Annotated in this window: 16 protein-coding genes; 7 read left to right on the forward strand and 9 right to left on the reverse strand. The window is 68.5% G+C overall.

Annotated elements, in window-relative coordinates:
• Window positions 1–43: 43 nt before the first annotated feature.
• The 4 genes from ACWEWT_RS10225 (at window position 44) to ACWEWT_RS10240 (ending at window position 3,856) form a co-directional block, all read left to right on the forward strand.
• Window positions 44–1,291 (forward strand): aspartate aminotransferase family protein, encoded by a 1,248-nt coding sequence (locus tag ACWEWT_RS10225; protein ID WP_452557988.1) that lies wholly within the window; start codon window positions 44–46, stop codon window positions 1,289–1,291.
• A gap of 58 nt (window positions 1,292–1,349) precedes the next feature.
• On the forward strand, window positions 1,350–1,844 hold the full coding sequence (locus tag ACWEWT_RS10230; protein ID WP_452557989.1) for a DUF3830 family protein: 495 nt from the start codon (window positions 1,350–1,352) through the stop codon (window positions 1,842–1,844).
• A 181-nt stretch (window positions 1,845–2,025) separates the two neighbouring features.
• The gene (locus tag ACWEWT_RS10235) at window positions 2,026–2,664 is read left to right on the forward strand and encodes a TetR/AcrR family transcriptional regulator (RefSeq protein WP_452557990.1); all 639 of its coding nucleotides are present in this window, start codon (window positions 2,026–2,028) and stop codon (window positions 2,662–2,664) included.
• 70 nt (window positions 2,665–2,734) lie between these two features.
• Complete coding sequence (locus ACWEWT_RS10240) at window positions 2,735–3,856, forward strand: acyltransferase family protein (RefSeq protein ID WP_452557991.1); 1,122 nt, start codon at window positions 2,735–2,737, stop codon at window positions 3,854–3,856.
• A 127-nt stretch (window positions 3,857–3,983) separates the two neighbouring features.
• Here the strand turns inward: ACWEWT_RS10240 and ACWEWT_RS10245 are convergent, their stop codons facing one another.
• Complete coding sequence (locus ACWEWT_RS10245; RefSeq protein ID WP_452557992.1) at window positions 3,984–5,387, reverse strand: amidase; 1,404 nt, start codon at window positions 5,385–5,387, stop codon at window positions 3,984–3,986.
• A gap of 14 nt (window positions 5,388–5,401) precedes the next feature.
• Window positions 5,402–6,367 carry a D-2-hydroxyacid dehydrogenase gene (locus ACWEWT_RS10250; protein WP_452557993.1) on the reverse strand — a complete coding sequence of 322 codons (966 nt, stop codon included), beginning with the start codon at window positions 6,365–6,367 and terminating at the stop codon, window positions 5,402–5,404.
• A gap of 107 nt (window positions 6,368–6,474) precedes the next feature.
• On the opposite strand from ACWEWT_RS10250, the gene ACWEWT_RS10255 reads away from it, so the two are divergent.
• The 3 genes from ACWEWT_RS10255 to ACWEWT_RS10265 are packed head-to-tail and all read left to right on the forward strand — an operon-like array spanning window position 6,475 to window position 8,638.
• Window positions 6,475–7,194 (forward strand): maleate cis-trans isomerase family protein, encoded by a 720-nt coding sequence (locus ACWEWT_RS10255; protein ID WP_452558100.1) that lies wholly within the window; start codon window positions 6,475–6,477, stop codon window positions 7,192–7,194.
• A 45-nt stretch (window positions 7,195–7,239) separates the two neighbouring features.
• Complete coding sequence (locus tag ACWEWT_RS10260) at window positions 7,240–7,971, forward strand: maleate cis-trans isomerase family protein (RefSeq protein ID WP_452557994.1); 732 nt, start codon at window positions 7,240–7,242, stop codon at window positions 7,969–7,971.
• Entirely contained in the window at window positions 7,958–8,638 is a 681-nt protein-coding gene (locus tag ACWEWT_RS10265; RefSeq protein WP_452557995.1) for a GntR family transcriptional regulator, read from the forward strand. Before ACWEWT_RS10260 ends, ACWEWT_RS10265 begins: the two co-directional genes overlap by 14 nt.
• Before the next feature lie 10 nt (window positions 8,639–8,648).
• Here ACWEWT_RS10265 and truB read toward each other — a convergent pair whose 3' ends face one another.
• The 7 genes from truB to ACWEWT_RS10300 form a co-directional block, all read right to left on the reverse strand.
• Window positions 8,649–9,548, reverse strand: coding sequence for a tRNA pseudouridine(55) synthase TruB (gene truB, locus ACWEWT_RS10270; RefSeq protein WP_452557996.1), 900 nt, complete (start codon window positions 9,546–9,548; stop codon window positions 8,649–8,651).
• The gene (npt, locus tag ACWEWT_RS10275; RefSeq protein WP_452557997.1) at window positions 9,548–10,216 is read right to left on the reverse strand and encodes a 4'-phosphopantetheinyl transferase Npt; all 669 of its coding nucleotides are present in this window, start codon (window positions 10,214–10,216) and stop codon (window positions 9,548–9,550) included. The genes truB and npt overlap by 1 nt, the downstream gene beginning before the upstream one ends.
• Window positions 10,217–10,337: 121 nt before the next feature.
• A complete protein-coding gene (locus ACWEWT_RS10280) occupies window positions 10,338–11,297 on the reverse strand; it encodes a metallophosphoesterase family protein (protein WP_452557998.1) in 960 nt (319 codons plus the stop codon).
• Window positions 11,298–11,367: 70 nt separating this feature from the next.
• Window positions 11,368–12,717, reverse strand: coding sequence for an MATE family efflux transporter (locus ACWEWT_RS10285; protein ID WP_452557999.1), 1,350 nt, complete (start codon window positions 12,715–12,717; stop codon window positions 11,368–11,370).
• A 98-nt stretch (window positions 12,718–12,815) separates the two neighbouring features.
• Window positions 12,816–13,823, reverse strand: a complete 1,008-nt coding sequence (locus tag ACWEWT_RS10290) for a DHH family phosphoesterase (RefSeq protein ID WP_452558000.1) — start codon at window positions 13,821–13,823, stop codon at window positions 12,816–12,818.
• A 12-nt stretch (window positions 13,824–13,835) separates the two neighbouring features.
• Window positions 13,836–14,276, reverse strand: coding sequence for a 30S ribosome-binding factor RbfA (rbfA, locus tag ACWEWT_RS10295; protein ID WP_452558001.1), 441 nt, complete (start codon window positions 14,274–14,276; stop codon window positions 13,836–13,838).
• Window positions 14,277–14,368: 92 nt separating this feature from the next.
• Window positions 14,369–14,659 (reverse strand): DUF503 domain-containing protein, encoded by a 291-nt coding sequence (locus tag ACWEWT_RS10300; protein ID WP_030521718.1) that lies wholly within the window; start codon window positions 14,657–14,659, stop codon window positions 14,369–14,371.
• Window positions 14,660–14,699 lie beyond the last annotated feature (40 nt).

Genomic DNA, 14,699 nt, shown 5'->3' on the forward strand with positions numbered 1-14,699 from the left:
CGGTCCGGCCCGCCGTACCGACCGTCCCGGGAGGCGGAACACCATGGCCGAACTTTCTCCGATCCTGAAGCAGGCCACACCGGTCACCGTCGATCACGGTGCCGGCTGCTACCTCTACGACCTCGACGGCCGCCGGTTCCTCGATTTCACCGCCGGTATCGGCGTCACCAGTACCGGGCACTGTCACCCCCGGGTGGTCGCGGCGGCACAGGAGCAGGTCGGCAAGCTGATCCACGGCCAGTACACGACCGTCATGCACCGGCCGATGCTGGAACTCACCGAACGTCTGGGCACCGTGCTGCCCGAAGGGCTCGATTCGGTGTTCTACGCCAATTCCGGTAGCGAAGCCGTGGAAGCGGCCCTGCGGCTGGCCCGGCAGGCGACCGGCCGCCCCAATGTGATCGTCTTCCACGGCGGCTTCCACGGCCGCACCGTCGCCACCGCGACCATGACCACCTCCGGAACCCGCTTCTCCGCCGGTATCGGCCCGCTGATGTCCGGCGTCCACGTGGCCCCCTTCCCCACCGCCTTCCGGTACGGCTGGACCAAGGCCGAAGCCACCGCCTTCGCACTGCGCGAACTCGACTACCTCTTCGCCACGCTCACCTCACCCGCGGAAACCGCCGCCTTCATCGTGGAGCCGGTGCTCGGCGAGGGCGGTTATATCCCCGGCAACCGCGAGTTCTTCCAGGGCCTGCGCGAACGCGCCGATCGGTACGGCATCCTGCTGATCTTCGACGAGATCCAGACCGGCTTCGGCCGTACCGGAAAGTTCTTCGGCCATCAGCATTTCGATGTCCGCCCCGATATCATCACCATGGCGAAGGGGCTGGCCAGCGGCTTCCCCATCTCCGGTATCGCCGCATCGGCAGAGCTCATGGGCAAGGCCTGGCCCGGATCGCAGGGCGGCACCTACGGCGGGAACGCCGTGGCCTGCGCGGCCGCTCTGGCCACCCTCGACGTAATCGAATCGGAGGGGCTGGTCGCGAACGCGGCGACCCGCGGCGAACAGCTACTGGCCGGTGTACGCGCGGCCGAAACGAAAGCCGTCGGCGACGTCCGAGGTCTCGGCCTGCTGGTGGGTTCGGAGTTCACCACCCCCGACGGCACCCCGGACCGGGAAACCGCGACCGCCGCTCAGCAATCGGCCGCCGCCAAGGGGCTGTTGCTACTGACCTGCGGCGCCCATATGAACGTGGTGCGGATGATCCCACCGCTCATCGTGTCCGAGGCCCAGATCGCCGACGCCTTGACCATCTGGTCCGAGGTACTCGCCGAACTGGGCGGCTGACCCGCGCGCTCTCCGGCAACGTCGCCGACCCCACCCGTACGACGCCCAGGACGGATACATGGCCCGCTACCTGACGATCACCCTCACCAAGGCCGGACTCACCTGCCGTGCCCGATTGCTCGACGACGAGGCGCCGCGCACCTGCGCCGCGGTATGGGAGGCCCTCCCCCAGGAAGGGGATGCCTTCCACGCCAAGTACGCCCGTAACGAGCTGTACACGCTGGTGCCCCGGATTCCCGGCGCCCCGCACCGGGAGAACCCCACGGTCACCCCGATCCCGGGTGATGTCTGCCTGTTCGATTTCGAACCCTGGGAGATCGGCAACCCCGCCTACGGGTACGAACCGGGGTCGGCCGCCCACCACGAGCAGGGCGCCACCGACCTCGCACTGTTCTACGGCCGCAACAACCTGCTCATCAACGGCGATCTGGGCTGGGTGCCCGGCAATGTATTCGCCACCATCGAGGAGGGCCTGCCGGAACTGGCCGACGCCTGCAACACGCTGTGGCTGCACGGTGTCGCCGGGGAAACGCTCTCCTTCGCCCGAGCCTGAGAACCCGGGGACCCGAGCTCGACGCCCGTGCCTCCGAACGCCGACCCGACCGGTCGATGTACGGAGGTGCGGGCGTCTCCGTACAGGTCCGGCAACCCGGATATTCGTGTCCCGCCCACGTTACTGCCGAGATTTCAATACTTCTGGTATTCGATACTTTCGGTATGCTAATGTCACTGGTGTGACACCGACAGACGACCTCGTATCCGAGCCGATTCCGCGCGTGCCACGAACCGAGGTACGCCGCCGGTTGTTGGCGGCGGCCGCACGGATCTTCGCCGAGCGCGGATACGCCGACAGCCGACTGGAGGACATCGCATACGCCGCGGGCTTCAGCAAGGGCGCCGTGTACTCGAATTTCGGCGGCAAACAGGACCTGTTCGGCGCGATCCTCGGCGAGCGCGCCGATACCGAACTCGTCGCCGTCGTGAACGACGCCGACGACGGCCGCGACCTCGGCGAAGTGGCCGGTCACGCCGCCCGAGCGGTGGCCCGCCGCATCGTCGAGGACACCGAGCGGGGCCGCCTCGGATTGGAATTCGCGGCGCGGGCCGCCCGCGACGAACAGGCCCGATCGGTACTCACCCCGTTGCGCCGTGCCCAGCGGGAAGCCGCGGCGCGGGCCGTCACCCAGGTGACCGAACGCGGCGGTATCCGCCCCGCGGTCGATCCCGAACTGGCGGCGTTGATCCTGCACTGCCTCACCAATGGGCTGTCGATGGAACATCTCGCCGACCCCGAAGTCGTGGACAGTGCGACGGCCGAGCAGGCGCTACACGCGGTTCTCCGCTGGCTCACGAACGCACCGCCCACGGACTGAGCCCGTACCCGGGACACACCGCGCCGGCGCGGTCGGCGTTCTCCTCCGGCTCTTCAGGAGGCGCATCACCATGCGCAAGATCTATGTCGATTCGTTGCGGAACACCGGAATTCTGTTCCTGTTCCCGTTCCACACGGCACGAGTATTCAACGACAATCCGTCGTTCTACGTCAAAGGCGCGCCGAACACCTTCTCCTCCATGCTGGTGTACTGCTCGTCGTTCTGGTTCATGCCGCTGCTGTTCCTGCTGGCCGGTATCTCCAGTTTTCACGCGCTGCGCACCCGGACCGCACGTGGGTACCTCCGCGAACGCGGTGCACGCCTGCTGGTGCCCTTCGTCTTCGGCTGTCTACTACTCGTCCCGCCACAGGCGTATTACGCGCGCCGGTTCCAACTGGGCTACCGGGGCAGCTATCCCGAATTCCTGATCCAGTACTTCACCGATTTCTCCGGCTGGACGGAGACGACCGGACTCTCCCCTGCCCACCTGTGGTTTCTCCTGTACCTGTTCCTCATCTCGATCGCGCTGCTACCGCTCATGCGCGCGATCGTCGTCCGCGGATACGCGGCGGCGTGGCCGGCCGACCGGCGATTCCTGTTGCTGCCCTTCGTAGTTCTCGCCGCTGCATCCCTGCTTCCCGCGCCGGGTGGCCAGAACATTTTCGTGTACGGCGTCTATTTTCTGCTCGGATTCCTCATCGCCACCAACGACGAGATCATCACCACCATCGAGCGACTCCGCCGCATCAACCTGGTGATCGCCCTCGCCGGTACGGCGTTGTTCCTGGTCGAGATCCACCGGCTCGGAAAGCAGACGACACTGCTGTTCGCACTCTGGCATCACCTGTTCTTCTGGGCGGCGTTGCTGGCGATGCTCGGCTACGGCAAGCGCTACGCGAACAGCGGATCGCGTTTCATGGACTATTTCGGCCCGGCAGCCTTCCCGGTGTACATAGTCCACCAGACCTATCTGGTCATCATCGCCTACTACGTGGTGCAGGCAGTCGAGCACGGCGCGATACCTTTCGCGATGGTCCTACTGCTCGCGTTCGGAACCAGCCTCGGCACCTACGAGGTCATCCGCCGGGTCGGCCCGTTGCGCCCCCTGTTCGGCCTGCCACGACACAGTCGGCCGCGGGCGCCCGGGTCATCGAACCCACCGGCGGCGGCCGCACCGGCGCGACCGCGGTGACCGGGCACCGCACTCGGGTACACCGGCGGTTCCGCGTCCCGGCGAAGGCCGTGTCCACCCGGCAGCCCGAGTCCGTTCGTGAACCGGTGGCAGAGCGGCGGTCCCTCGGTGCCTGCCGCGCACAAGGTCAGCGCCCGGCGAGCACGGCCTCCGCGAACCGCCCGATCGCCAACACCAGATCGTCGGAGTGCCGGGGCCCCACGATCTGCAGCCCGACCGGCAGGCCCGCACTCGTTCGCCCGGCCGGAATGCTGAGCGCGGGCTGTTGGGTGAGATTGAACGGGTAGGTGTAGGGCGTCCAATCCGGCCAGTCCGACATTCCGCTGCCGGGCGGCACATCGTGCCCCGCCGCGAACGCCGGGATCGGGACCGTGGGGGTGATGAGGATGTCGTAGGCCGTGTGGAACGTACCCATGGTGATCGCTACCTGAGCGGCGACCGCGCGGGCATCGAGATAGTCGGTGGCGGTGAGAGTCTCACCGTGCTCCCAGACCCGGCGCAGACCTGGATCGGCATTCTCGCGCGCGCCCTCCGGAAAGTTCGCCAGCATGGCGGCGGCGCCGGCGGCCCACATGATGTCGAACGCTTCCCGTGGATCGGTGAAGCCCGGATCGGCGGCCGAGACGCGCAATCCCGCCGCTTCGAGTGCGTGTACGGCCCCGGAGACGATCGCCTCGACCTCCGGGTCGAGCCGGACATAGCCGAGCGTCGGGGAGTAGGCGGCGGTAACGCCGCGGACATCGCGCTGAATCTGGCCGCGGAAGGTGGTCAGCGTGGGCGCGAGAGCGGTGGGATCGCGCGGATCCGGCAGGGCGAGAATATCGAGCAGTAGCGCGGCGTCCTCGACTGTGCGTGTGAGCGGCCCGGCATGGGCGAGCGGGCCGAACGGGCTGGCCGGGTAGAGCGGGATACGCCCGTGCGTCGGTTTGAAGCCCACGATTCCGCAGAACGAGGCAGGGATCCGGACACTGCCGCCGCCGTCGGTACCGACCGAGACCGGACCCATCCCGCCCGCGACCGCCGCGGCGCTACCGCCGGAGGATCCACCGGCGGTGCGGGTGGGATCGACAGGGTTGCGGGTGATCCCGGTGAGCGGGCTGTCCGTCACACCTTTCCAGGCGATCTCGGGGGTGGTGGTCTTACCGACCATCACCATGCCGTCCTCCCGGACCCGGGCCGCGACCGGGCTGTCCACCGGCCAGGGCCCCTCCGGCCCGATGCTCAGGGATCCACGGCGGGTGGGCCAGTCCTCGGTGAGGAAGATGTCCTTGATCGAGATCGGGACACCGTCGAGCAGGCCACGGACATGCCCGGACTGCCAGCGTGCCTCGGAATCCTTGGCCTGCACCAGCGCCCGGTCGGGGTCGACGAGGCAGAAGGCGTTGATATCGGTATCGCGCGCGGTGATGGCGGCGAGCACGGCCTCGGTGGCCTCGACCGGGGACAGGGTCCCGGCGGCGTAGGCCGAGACCAGTTCGACCGCGGTCATCTCGACGGGGTCGGTCGGTCGGGGGGTCTCGGGGTGGCTCATTCTGGGGCCCTCCTTCAGCCGGGCACGTACCCGAGCGTTTTGTCGACGACGTTGTCCAGCGGACGGCCGGCCGACCAGCGGTCGAAATTGGCGGTGAACGCGGAGACCATCTCGCCGCGCCAGCCGACGAAATCACCGGAGTTGTGCGGCGTGACGCGCGCGGTGGGCAGTGTCCACAGTGGATGGCCGGACGGTAGCGGTTCCGGGTCCACCACGTCCAGTGCGGCACCGGCGATTCCACCCGAGCGCAACGCGGCGACGAGATCGTCGGTCACCACCAGTTCACCGCGCCCGACATTGACGAACCGGGCGTGCGGCTTCATGGCGCCGAACGCGCGGGCGTCGAACATGTGCCGGGTTCGGTCGGTGAGTGGGGCGATGGCGACGACGTAATCGGCGCACGGGAGTTCGGCGTACAGATCGGTGGTCACGACACCGAAATCCGGATCGTCGTTGCGTGCCCGGCGACCGACCGCGCGCACCCGCATCCCGGCGGCGCGCAGCAGGCCGGCGACGGCACGGCCGATCGCCCCGGTCCCGACGACGAGTGCCGTGGATCCCGCGATGCGCTCGGATTCGCGATGCTGCCAGATCTGTTGCTGCTGCAACCGATTGGAACCGGTGAGATCCTTGGCGAAATCGAGGATCTGACCGAGCACGTATTCGGCGATCGCGGTGTCGAAGACACCCCGGGTGTTGGTAACGGTCACATCGCTGGCGCACAGTTCGGGGAACAGCACGGTATCGACACCGGTCGCGGCGACATGCACCCAGCGCAACCGGTCGGCGGCGGCCCAGGCATCGGGCAGCGCCCGGCTCTGGAAGTCGTAGACGAACAGCACCTGAGCCCCGGACAGCGCGTCCGGCAATCCGGCGGCGTCGGTGTACCGCACCGTGGCCCGCGCACTCACCGGCGCCATGAGGGCCGGATCGGGCGGTCGGCCACTGTGCACAACGGTGACAATTGGGCCCGATTCCATATTGACACGGTATTGTCACATCGTATGATTGTCAACAATCCGATCGTTCTCGGAGGTCTTCCCGGCTGAGTGCGAGAGGGGCCGCAGTGGAGTTCGATTTTCCCGATATGGAGGGCCCGGTCGCGCAGCGGGGCATCGGTGTCATCGCACCGTTCGACCTGGCACTGGAGCGTGAGCTCTGGCGATGGGTGCCGCTCGAGGTGAGCCTGCACCTGGCCCGTACCCCGTACGAGCCGGTACCGGTATCCCTGGCCATGGCCGAACTGGTCTCCGACGCGGTCCATCTCACCGCCGCGACGCGTAATGTGCTGCACGTCGAACCCGAAGTCGTCGCCTACCTGTGCAACTCCGGCAGTTTCATCAAGGGGATCGAATACGAACGGTCCCTGTGCGACACGATCTGCCGGGCCGGGGCCGCCAACGCGGTCACCACCTCCGGTGCCCTGCTCGAGGCCGTACGGCATCTCAATATCGGGCAGATCTCGATCATGACCCCCTACGACGAGCTCCTCACGGGCAAGCTACGCGATTTCCTGGACGAAGCCGGCTGCACCGTGGTCCGGTCCGAACATCTCGGACTCGGCGGCGGTATCTGGAAGGTCAACTATCGCACCATCGCCGAACGTATCCTCGGCGCCGACGATCCCCGGGCCGAGGCGATCTTCGTCAGCTGCACCAATCTACCCACCTACGACATCATCGAACCGCTGGAGAAGATGGTGGGCAAACCGATTCTCACGGCCAACCAGCTCACCATGTGGGCCTGTCTCGGGCGGATGAAGCTGCCGATGATGGGGCCGGGCCGGTGGCTTCTGGAAGTCTTCTGAAACACCATGCCCTCGAACGGAATCCAGCACACGAACGGAGCCCACATGCCGGTACCGACGATCGGTTTCATCTACCCCGACCACGCCGCCGAGGACGACTACCCCCGGGCGGAGTCGATACTCGATGTCCGGCTGCCGGTCGCCCATATCTACGGCACCGACCTGCACGCTGTCCCGGAACTGCTGGATCTGGGCAGCCCCGGCAAACTCCGCGACGGGGCCGCGCTCCTGGCCCCGCACGAGCCGCAGGTGGTCGTCTGGGCCTGCACCTCGGGCAGCTTCGTGCGCGGCCCGGACGGCGCCCGCGAACAGGTCCGTGAGCTCGCCGAGGCGGCGGGGGTCCCGGCCACCAGCACCAGCTTCGCGTTCGTGGAGGCGGCCCGGGCACTGGGCGTGCAGCGGGTGGCGGTAGCGGCGAGCTACCCCGACGAGGTCGCCCGGCTGTTCTCCGATTTCCTGGCAGACGCCGGGATCACGATCGTGGCATTCGGGAGCGCGGGTATCGAGACCGCCGCCGAAGTCGGCACGCTCACCACCGATCAGGTGCTTGAACTCGCCCTGGCGGGTGACCATCCCGAGGCGGAAGCGCTGCTGATCCCCGATACCGCAATGCATACGCTCGAGGTGCTGCCGCGGCTGGAGGCCGCGCTGGGCAAACCGGTACTCACCGCCAACCAGGTCACGATCTGGGAAGGATTGCGGCTCGCCGGCGCGACCCCTATATCGTCGTCGCTGGGCGCATTGTTCGCGGAAAGGTCTGTCCATGTCGGTGGTTGATTTCGAACCGGTCAATCAACGGTCCACGGCCGAGATGATCGCGGACAAGCTGCGCGAGGCGATCGTGCGCGGCGGACTGGAACCCGGGGCACAGCTGGGTGAGGCCGATCTGGCCGCGCAGTTCGGGGTATCCCGGGGACCCGTGCGGGAGGCGATGCAGCGACTGGTTTCGGAAGGGCTGCTGCACAGTATCCGCAACCGCGGGATCTTCGTCATAGAACTGACATTCGCCGATGTCGTCGATATCTATCGGTCCCGGACGGCGATCGAAGGCGGCGCTCTCACCCTCATCCTCGACGGCCGGCGCGAGATCGCGCACGAGGCGCTGGCACCGAGCGTCGCGGTCATGCTCGGCCGGGCCGAGGCCGGTGACGCCGCCGGCGTCTCCGATGCCGATCGGCAGTTCCACGAGGCGCTGGTCGCGGCCGCCGGAAGCCCGCGGCTGGTCCGGGCCGCGCGAACGCTGCTGATCGAGACCAGGATGTGCCTCGGCGCCCTGCAGACCACTTACCCGGATCTGCGGGAACAGGCCCAGGAGCATGTGGCCCTGCGCGAGGCGATCGGGGCCGCCGCCGACCCACGGGTGCACCGGATGCTGCGTGACCATTTGGACGACGCGGTCCAGCGGCTGCGCGTCCGGTACGCCGGCGAACCGATCCCCGGCTGACCGGAAGCGCTCAGTCGATCAGCCCACGTGGGCGCACCACCAGCACCGGTGCCGCGCGATTGCCTTTCTCCTGGAGCAGGGCGATCACTTTCTCATCCGCCGTGAGCGCGGCATATACGCCCGCCTGCCCGACCGGATCCAGCCATCGACCGTCCCGCAGCTTCTCCGCCTCGCCGGTATCGATCGTCCGCTGCGGAAAGGACAGCCGCACCGCGGCATCGATATCCAGGCTGGGCGCCGGATCCTCGGCCAGCTCCTCCAGCGTGCGCGCGTGCTCCAGCGTGAACGGCCCGACCCGCGTGCGCCGCAACGCGGTCAGATGGCCGCCCACTCCGAGCGCCGCCCCGAGATCGCGTGCCAGCGCTCGAATATAAGTACCCGACGAACAGTCGACCACCACGTCCAGATCGACCAGACCTTCGGCCGGGAGATCGCGGCGCGCGAGCACATCGAACCGGGACACGGTGACCGGTCGCGCCGCGAGTTTCACCTCCTCACCGGCGCGATGTCGCGCGTAGGCGCGTTCGCCGTCGACCTTGATCGCGCTCACGGTGGCCGGAACCTGCTGGATCGCACCGGTGAGGGTGGCGACGACGTGCGCGATCTCGGTATCGGTGACCGCATCGGCCGCCGCGGTGGCGAGCACCTCCCCCTCCGCGTCGTCGGTGGTGGTGGACCGGCCCAGGCGAATGGTCGCGGTATAGCTCTTCGTGGTGAGAGTGAGCAGCCCCAGCAGTTTGGTGGCCCGTTCCACACCGAGCACCAGGACTCCGGTGGCCATCGGATCGAGCGTTCCCGCATGACCGACCTTCTTGGTGCGCAACAGTTTTCGCGTCTTCGCCACGATATCGTGACTGGTGGGACCGCCGGGTTTGTCGACGATCAGCAGACCGCCCAGGAGATCGGCCATCAGCTGTGCGCGATCGCGGTCAGGATGAAGCCGCCGGTGATCCGCCAGCGTCCGTCGAAAGAGGTCAGTGGTAGTCCGCCGTCGCCGGTCTGCCCGGGTACCAGCAGCTGGGAGCGGAAGGTGCCCGCACCCGAGGTGTCCGTCGCCTCGTCGGTGGTGAACGTGATGTGCGCGTCCTCGAATCCGAGCCAGCGGGTGGTCAGCGGGAACCACGCCTTGTAGGTGGCTTCTTTCGCGCAGAACAGCAGCCGGTCCAGATGGAGCGCGGAATCGCTGGTACGCAACCATTCCCGCTCGGCGGGCAGGCTCACCGAATCCAGCACACCCTCCGGGAGGGTGTCGTGCGGTTCGGCATCGATTCCGATCGAGCGGTAGCGCATCTTGTGCGCCAGTGCCGCACCGCGGAATCCGTCGCAGTGGGTGAGGCTGCCGACGATGCCCCGCGGCCAGACCGGAGCGCCCCGCTCCCCCTTGCCGATGGCCACCGGCGGTTCGCCCAGCTCGGCCAGCGCGAGGCGGGCACAGTGCCGCGCACCGATGAAGTCACGCCGCCGCTTGTCCACCGATTTCGCGATGAGGTGCGCTTCGGCGGGATGCGGCTGCAGATCCTCCGGATAGTCGAGCAACTCGGAGGTGGCGACATCGGCGGGCAGGATTGTCTCGATCATCGCCGCCGAGCCTACTGGGTGCGGACCCGGCGACGACGAGCGCTCCGGCCACCGGCCACACCCACCGCCGGACCACCCGGGCGCCCGCCCGCCCGTGGCCGCCGCGAGCCCGCCGAACCGCTCAATCGAGGCCCCGCCGCCGCTGCGCCTTGGCCCGCATCTCCGCCGCGGCCGCCGCCATCTCGGGGGTCACCCGGAAATGGCCGCCCCATTCGTTGAGATCGCCCGGGGCGTACTCGGGATCGGGCAGAATCTGGCGCAGCAGTTTGTCGGGCATACCGCGTTTCTGCCATTCCCGGGGATAGCCGAGCGAGACCTCTTCGAACCGGACGCCGTCGTGGAACGTGGTCCGCGGGATGTGCAGATGGCCGTAGACCGCACACAGCACGTTGTAGCGGGTGTGCCAGTCGGCGGTGTGCTCGGTTCCGCACCACAGCGCGAACTCGGGGTACCAGAGCATATCCGTCTGTTCGCGTAGCAGCGGGAAATGGTTGATCAGCACCAGCGGGGTACCCGCGGGGAGATTGTCGAGCTTGCGCTTCGTCACACGCAGCCGGGCATCGCACCAGGCGTCGCGAGTGAGGTAGGGATCGGGCGAGAGCAGGAATTCGTCGGTGGCCACGACATTGTGCTCCCGGGCGATGGCCAGGCCCTCGGCCTTGGTGCGCGCCCCCTCGGGCCGGAACGAATAGTCGTAGAGCAGGAACAGCGGGGCGATGGTCACCGCACCGCCGTGGGCCTCCGCGCCCGCCCCGGTCCATACGGGGTACGGGTCCTCCGGGGTCAGCACATCCAGATCCCGGCACAGCGAGACCAGGTAGTCGTAGCGCGCCGCCCCGTGCATCTGCACCGGGTCCTTGGCGGTGGTCCACAGTTCGTGGTTACCGGGCACCCAGATCACCGTGGCGAACCGCTCCCGCAGCAGTTTCAGTGCCCAGCGGATATCGTCGCTGCGCTCGGCGACATCGCCGGCGACGATCAGCCAGTCCTCCGGGGAATCGGGACGGATATCCTCGACCACCGGTTTGTTGCCCTGGTGACCGACATGAATATCGCTCACCGCCATCAACTTGGGTATCACCACACCCACCTTCGCATATCGCGTGTCCGGTCCGGTACATCCGTACCGGACCACCTATCGTGTCCCCCGGTCACGACGGGATTTCGGCACCGACGCGAATCCAGCGCCCCGACAGCGCCCGCCCACTCACCGCCGCCAGCCGCAACAGCATGAACGCGACCAGGCCGCACCAGATTCCACCGATACCCCAATCGAAGGCCAGCGACAGCCAGATCGCCGGTAGGAACCCGATCAGCGCCGCACCCAGCGTCGTGGTGCGCAGATAGGCCGCGTCCCCGGCGCCCAGCAGCACCCCGTCCAGCGCGAACACCACACCGGCCACCGGGATCAGGGCCACGAAGTACCACCACACCACCCCGGTCCGGTCCAGCACCGCCGCGTCATCGGTGAACAGTGGCGGGATCAGGGCCGCCCCGGCCGCGAACAAACCGGCCAGGCACAGGGCGAACACCTCCGACCATCCGGTGACCCGGCGGGCCACTGCCCGCGCACTTGCCGCGTCGCGGGCGCCCAGCGCCGAACCCACCAGCGTCTGCGCCGCGATGGCCAGCGAATCCAGGGTGAGTGCGAGGAAATTCCACAACTGCAGGACGAGCTGATGCGCCGCCACCGATGCCGCCCCGAACCGGGCGGCGACCGCGGCGGCCGAAACGAAGCAGGCCTGGAAGGCGAGGCTGCGGGCGATCAGATCGCGACCGAGTATCAGCTGCTCCTTCATCACCGGAGGCCGCGGCACGAGCGGCACCCGGGCCCTTACCAGCGCGCCCAGGAACAGTCCGCCCGTCACCGCCTGACCCACCACATTCGCCACCGCCGACCCGGGCAGCCCGAGCCGGGGCAAACCGGCCAGTCCGTGTACCAGCAGCGGGCACAACACCGCGGACAGGCCGAGGCCCACGACGACGTAGGTGAGCGGTCGCCGGGTCTGCTGGACGCCGCGCATCCAGCCGTTACCGGCCATGGAAAGCAGGATCAGCGGCACCCCGAACAGCGCGATCCGCAGCCACGCCAGTGCCTCGCCGGCGATCTCCGAGTCCCCGGCGACCGCACCGGTGATCGGTACCGCGGCCAGCTGTACCACCAGCAGGATCGCCAGCCCGATACCGGCCGCGAGCCAGCTCGCCTGCACCCCCTCTTCGACCGCGCCGGGCTCGTCACCCGCGCCGTGCCGCCGGGCCGACCGGGCGGTCGTACCGTAGGCGAGGAAGGTCAGCTGCGAACTGACCTGCGCCAGCACCAGACCGCCGACGGCCAGCCCCGCGAGCGCCAGCGCACCCAGCCGGCCCACCACGGCGAGATCGAACAGGAGATAGACCGGTTCGGCCACCAGCACACCGAGCGTCGGCAGTGCCAGGCCCAGGATCCGTCGTGGTCCGGCCACCACCGCCGGGGCCGGCGATCCGGTCAGCTCCGTATGCATCTTCCGCTTTCCGTCCGTACTCGCCCCGCGCGCGGCCCTTTCCGCGCCGGGTTCCGGGCGCCGGTCCGTCTCCGCGCCCGTCCCCTCCCGCTCGTACGCTAGCCCAGCGCCGCCTGCAACTGCGCCAGGATCTCCGTCGGCTCACCGTAGGTGGTGTACCCGGCCGCGTAGCGATGACCGCCGCCGCCTAGCGCTGTGGCGACCGCCGCGACATCGGCACCGTCGCCGGTACCGGGACCGCTGTCCTTGGATCGCAGCGACACGGTCCAGCGCCGACGCTCGTCGGTGGGCCGGGCTTCCTTGAATACCGCCGCGATCCCCGCCTCCGCGGTCGCGCGCACGATATCGACGACACTCTCGGCCTCCTCCTGGCGCACCTCCGCGAGGTCGGCGGCCAGCACGAACGCCGCGACCAGTCCGGTCCCGCCGTGCGCCGCGGGTTCGAGCCGGGCCGAGGCCAGCACCGTGGACAGCATCTGCAACCACGCGAAGGGATGGGTGTCCATCAGGGTGCGCGTGATCGCGGCGCCGTCGATACCGGTGGCGAGCAGACGTTCGGCCAGTGCGTGCGTACCCGGGGTCACCCAGCGGAAGGAACCGCTGTCGGTGGCCAGCCCGGCGAACAGGCAGTGGGCGATCTCGGCGTCGATCGACTCGCCCCACGCGTCCAGCAGCGCTGTGATGACGCTGGCGGTGGACACCGCATCGGGATCGATCAGGTTGATCTCCCCGAACCGGGTGTTGGACCGATGATGATCGATCACCAGCGTCCGGGCCGCCCCGGGCAATCGGTCGGCGAGGGCACCGAGCCGGCCCGCGCTCCCGCAGTCCACCGTGACCAGCAGATCGACCTCGTCGGGTACCTCGGCGGGCGGTACCAGGAACCTCGCCCCGGGCAGGGTGCGCAGCCCGGCGGCCGGCTCCGCCGGTTCGGCGAAGGACACCCGCACCGGAACGCCGCGACGGTCCAGTACCGCCGCCAGCGCCAGGCCACTGCCCAGGGTGTCGGCATCGGGCTGGATATGACACAGGACAGTCACCGAACGCGCGCTGTCCAGCGCCCCGACTGCCGCGGTGAAATCGACGGCGGCCCCGGATGTGGTCATATCGGCCGCGACTCAGTCGTCGTCGCGAGGTGTTTTGTACGGGTCCGCGTCACCCGCGGGAGTGGCCTCGGCGGCCACCCGCGCGACTTCGTCGTCGGCGGCCCGGGCCCGGGCCAGCAGATCCTCCATCTGCCGTGCCGCATCGGGCACGGTATCGAGCATGAAGCTCAGCGTCGGAGTGAACTTCACCCCGGTACCCGCGCCCACCTTGGAACGCAGTACCCCCTTGGCCTTCTCCAGACCGGCGGCCGCGGCCGCGTAGTCGGGTTCGGCGTCCACGGTTTCGCCCATCACCGTGTAGAAGATGGTCGCATCGTGCAGGTCTCCGGTCACCCGCGCGTCGGTGACGGTGACGAAACGCAAACGCGGATCCTTGATCTCGTATTCGATTGCCGTGGCCACGATCGCGGAGATCCGTTTGGCGAGCCGGCGTGCCCTGGCTTGATCCACCATGGCCGCTCCTTTCCTTTTCAGCGACGGTGGGACGATCCGCGCGAAATGCTGCCGCGCGGACCGCGGCCACCGCTGATATCACTCGCGGCCGGTCAGTCCTCGGGTCCGAAGACGCGCCGGCGTACTGCCAGCAACTGTAACTCCGGACGTGCCGCGACATGCCGCTCGCATCGATCGAGCACGGCCGTCAGATGGTCCATTCCTGCCGATACCATCGCCACCCCGAGCAGGGTGCGGCGGTACCGGTCGTGTTCCCCCGCCTCGGCGGTGCTCACCCCGAAACGCTGGAGTTCGGCCAGGATCGGCCGGATCACCGAGCGCTTCTCCTTCAACGAGTGCACATCGCCGAGCAGGATGTCGAATTCGAGTGCACCCAGGTACACGCGACCCCTCCCGGTTGGAGCGAGGATCCGGCCCGGCGGT

It is taken from the genome of Nocardia sp. NPDC003963 (assembly GCF_053605105.1).

Coding starts and splice junctions, on each gene's coding strand:
- ACWEWT_RS10225 (WP_452557988.1), top strand. CDS start 44: ATGGCCGAACTTTCTCCGATCCTGAAGCAGGCCACACCGGTCACCGTC.
- ACWEWT_RS10230 (WP_452557989.1), top strand. CDS start 1,350: ATGGCCCGCTACCTGACGATCACCCTCACCAAGGCCGGACTCACCTGC.
- ACWEWT_RS10240 (WP_452557991.1), top strand. CDS start 2,735: ATGCGCAAGATCTATGTCGATTCGTTGCGGAACACCGGAATTCTGTTC.
- ACWEWT_RS10245 (WP_452557992.1), bottom strand. CDS start 5,387: ATGAGCCACCCCGAGACCCCCCGACCGACCGACCCCGTCGAGATGACC.
- ACWEWT_RS10250 (WP_452557993.1), bottom strand. CDS start 6,367: ATGGAATCGGGCCCAATTGTCACCGTTGTGCACAGTGGCCGACCGCCC.
- ACWEWT_RS10255 (WP_452558100.1), top strand. CDS start 6,475: ATGGAGGGCCCGGTCGCGCAGCGGGGCATCGGTGTCATCGCACCGTTC.
- ACWEWT_RS10260 (WP_452557994.1), top strand. CDS start 7,240: ATGCCGGTACCGACGATCGGTTTCATCTACCCCGACCACGCCGCCGAG.
- ACWEWT_RS10265 (WP_452557995.1), top strand. CDS start 7,958: ATGTCGGTGGTTGATTTCGAACCGGTCAATCAACGGTCCACGGCCGAG.
- truB (WP_452557996.1), bottom strand. CDS start 9,548: ATGGCCGATCTCCTGGGCGGTCTGCTGATCGTCGACAAACCCGGCGGT.
- npt (WP_452557997.1), bottom strand. CDS start 10,216: ATGATCGAGACAATCCTGCCCGCCGATGTCGCCACCTCCGAGTTGCTC.
- ACWEWT_RS10285 (WP_452557999.1), bottom strand. CDS start 12,717: ATGCATACGGAGCTGACCGGATCGCCGGCCCCGGCGGTGGTGGCCGGA.
- ACWEWT_RS10290 (WP_452558000.1), bottom strand. CDS start 13,823: ATGACCACATCCGGGGCCGCCGTCGATTTCACCGCGGCAGTCGGGGCG.
- rbfA (WP_452558001.1), bottom strand. CDS start 14,276: ATGGTGGATCAAGCCAGGGCACGCCGGCTCGCCAAACGGATCTCCGCG.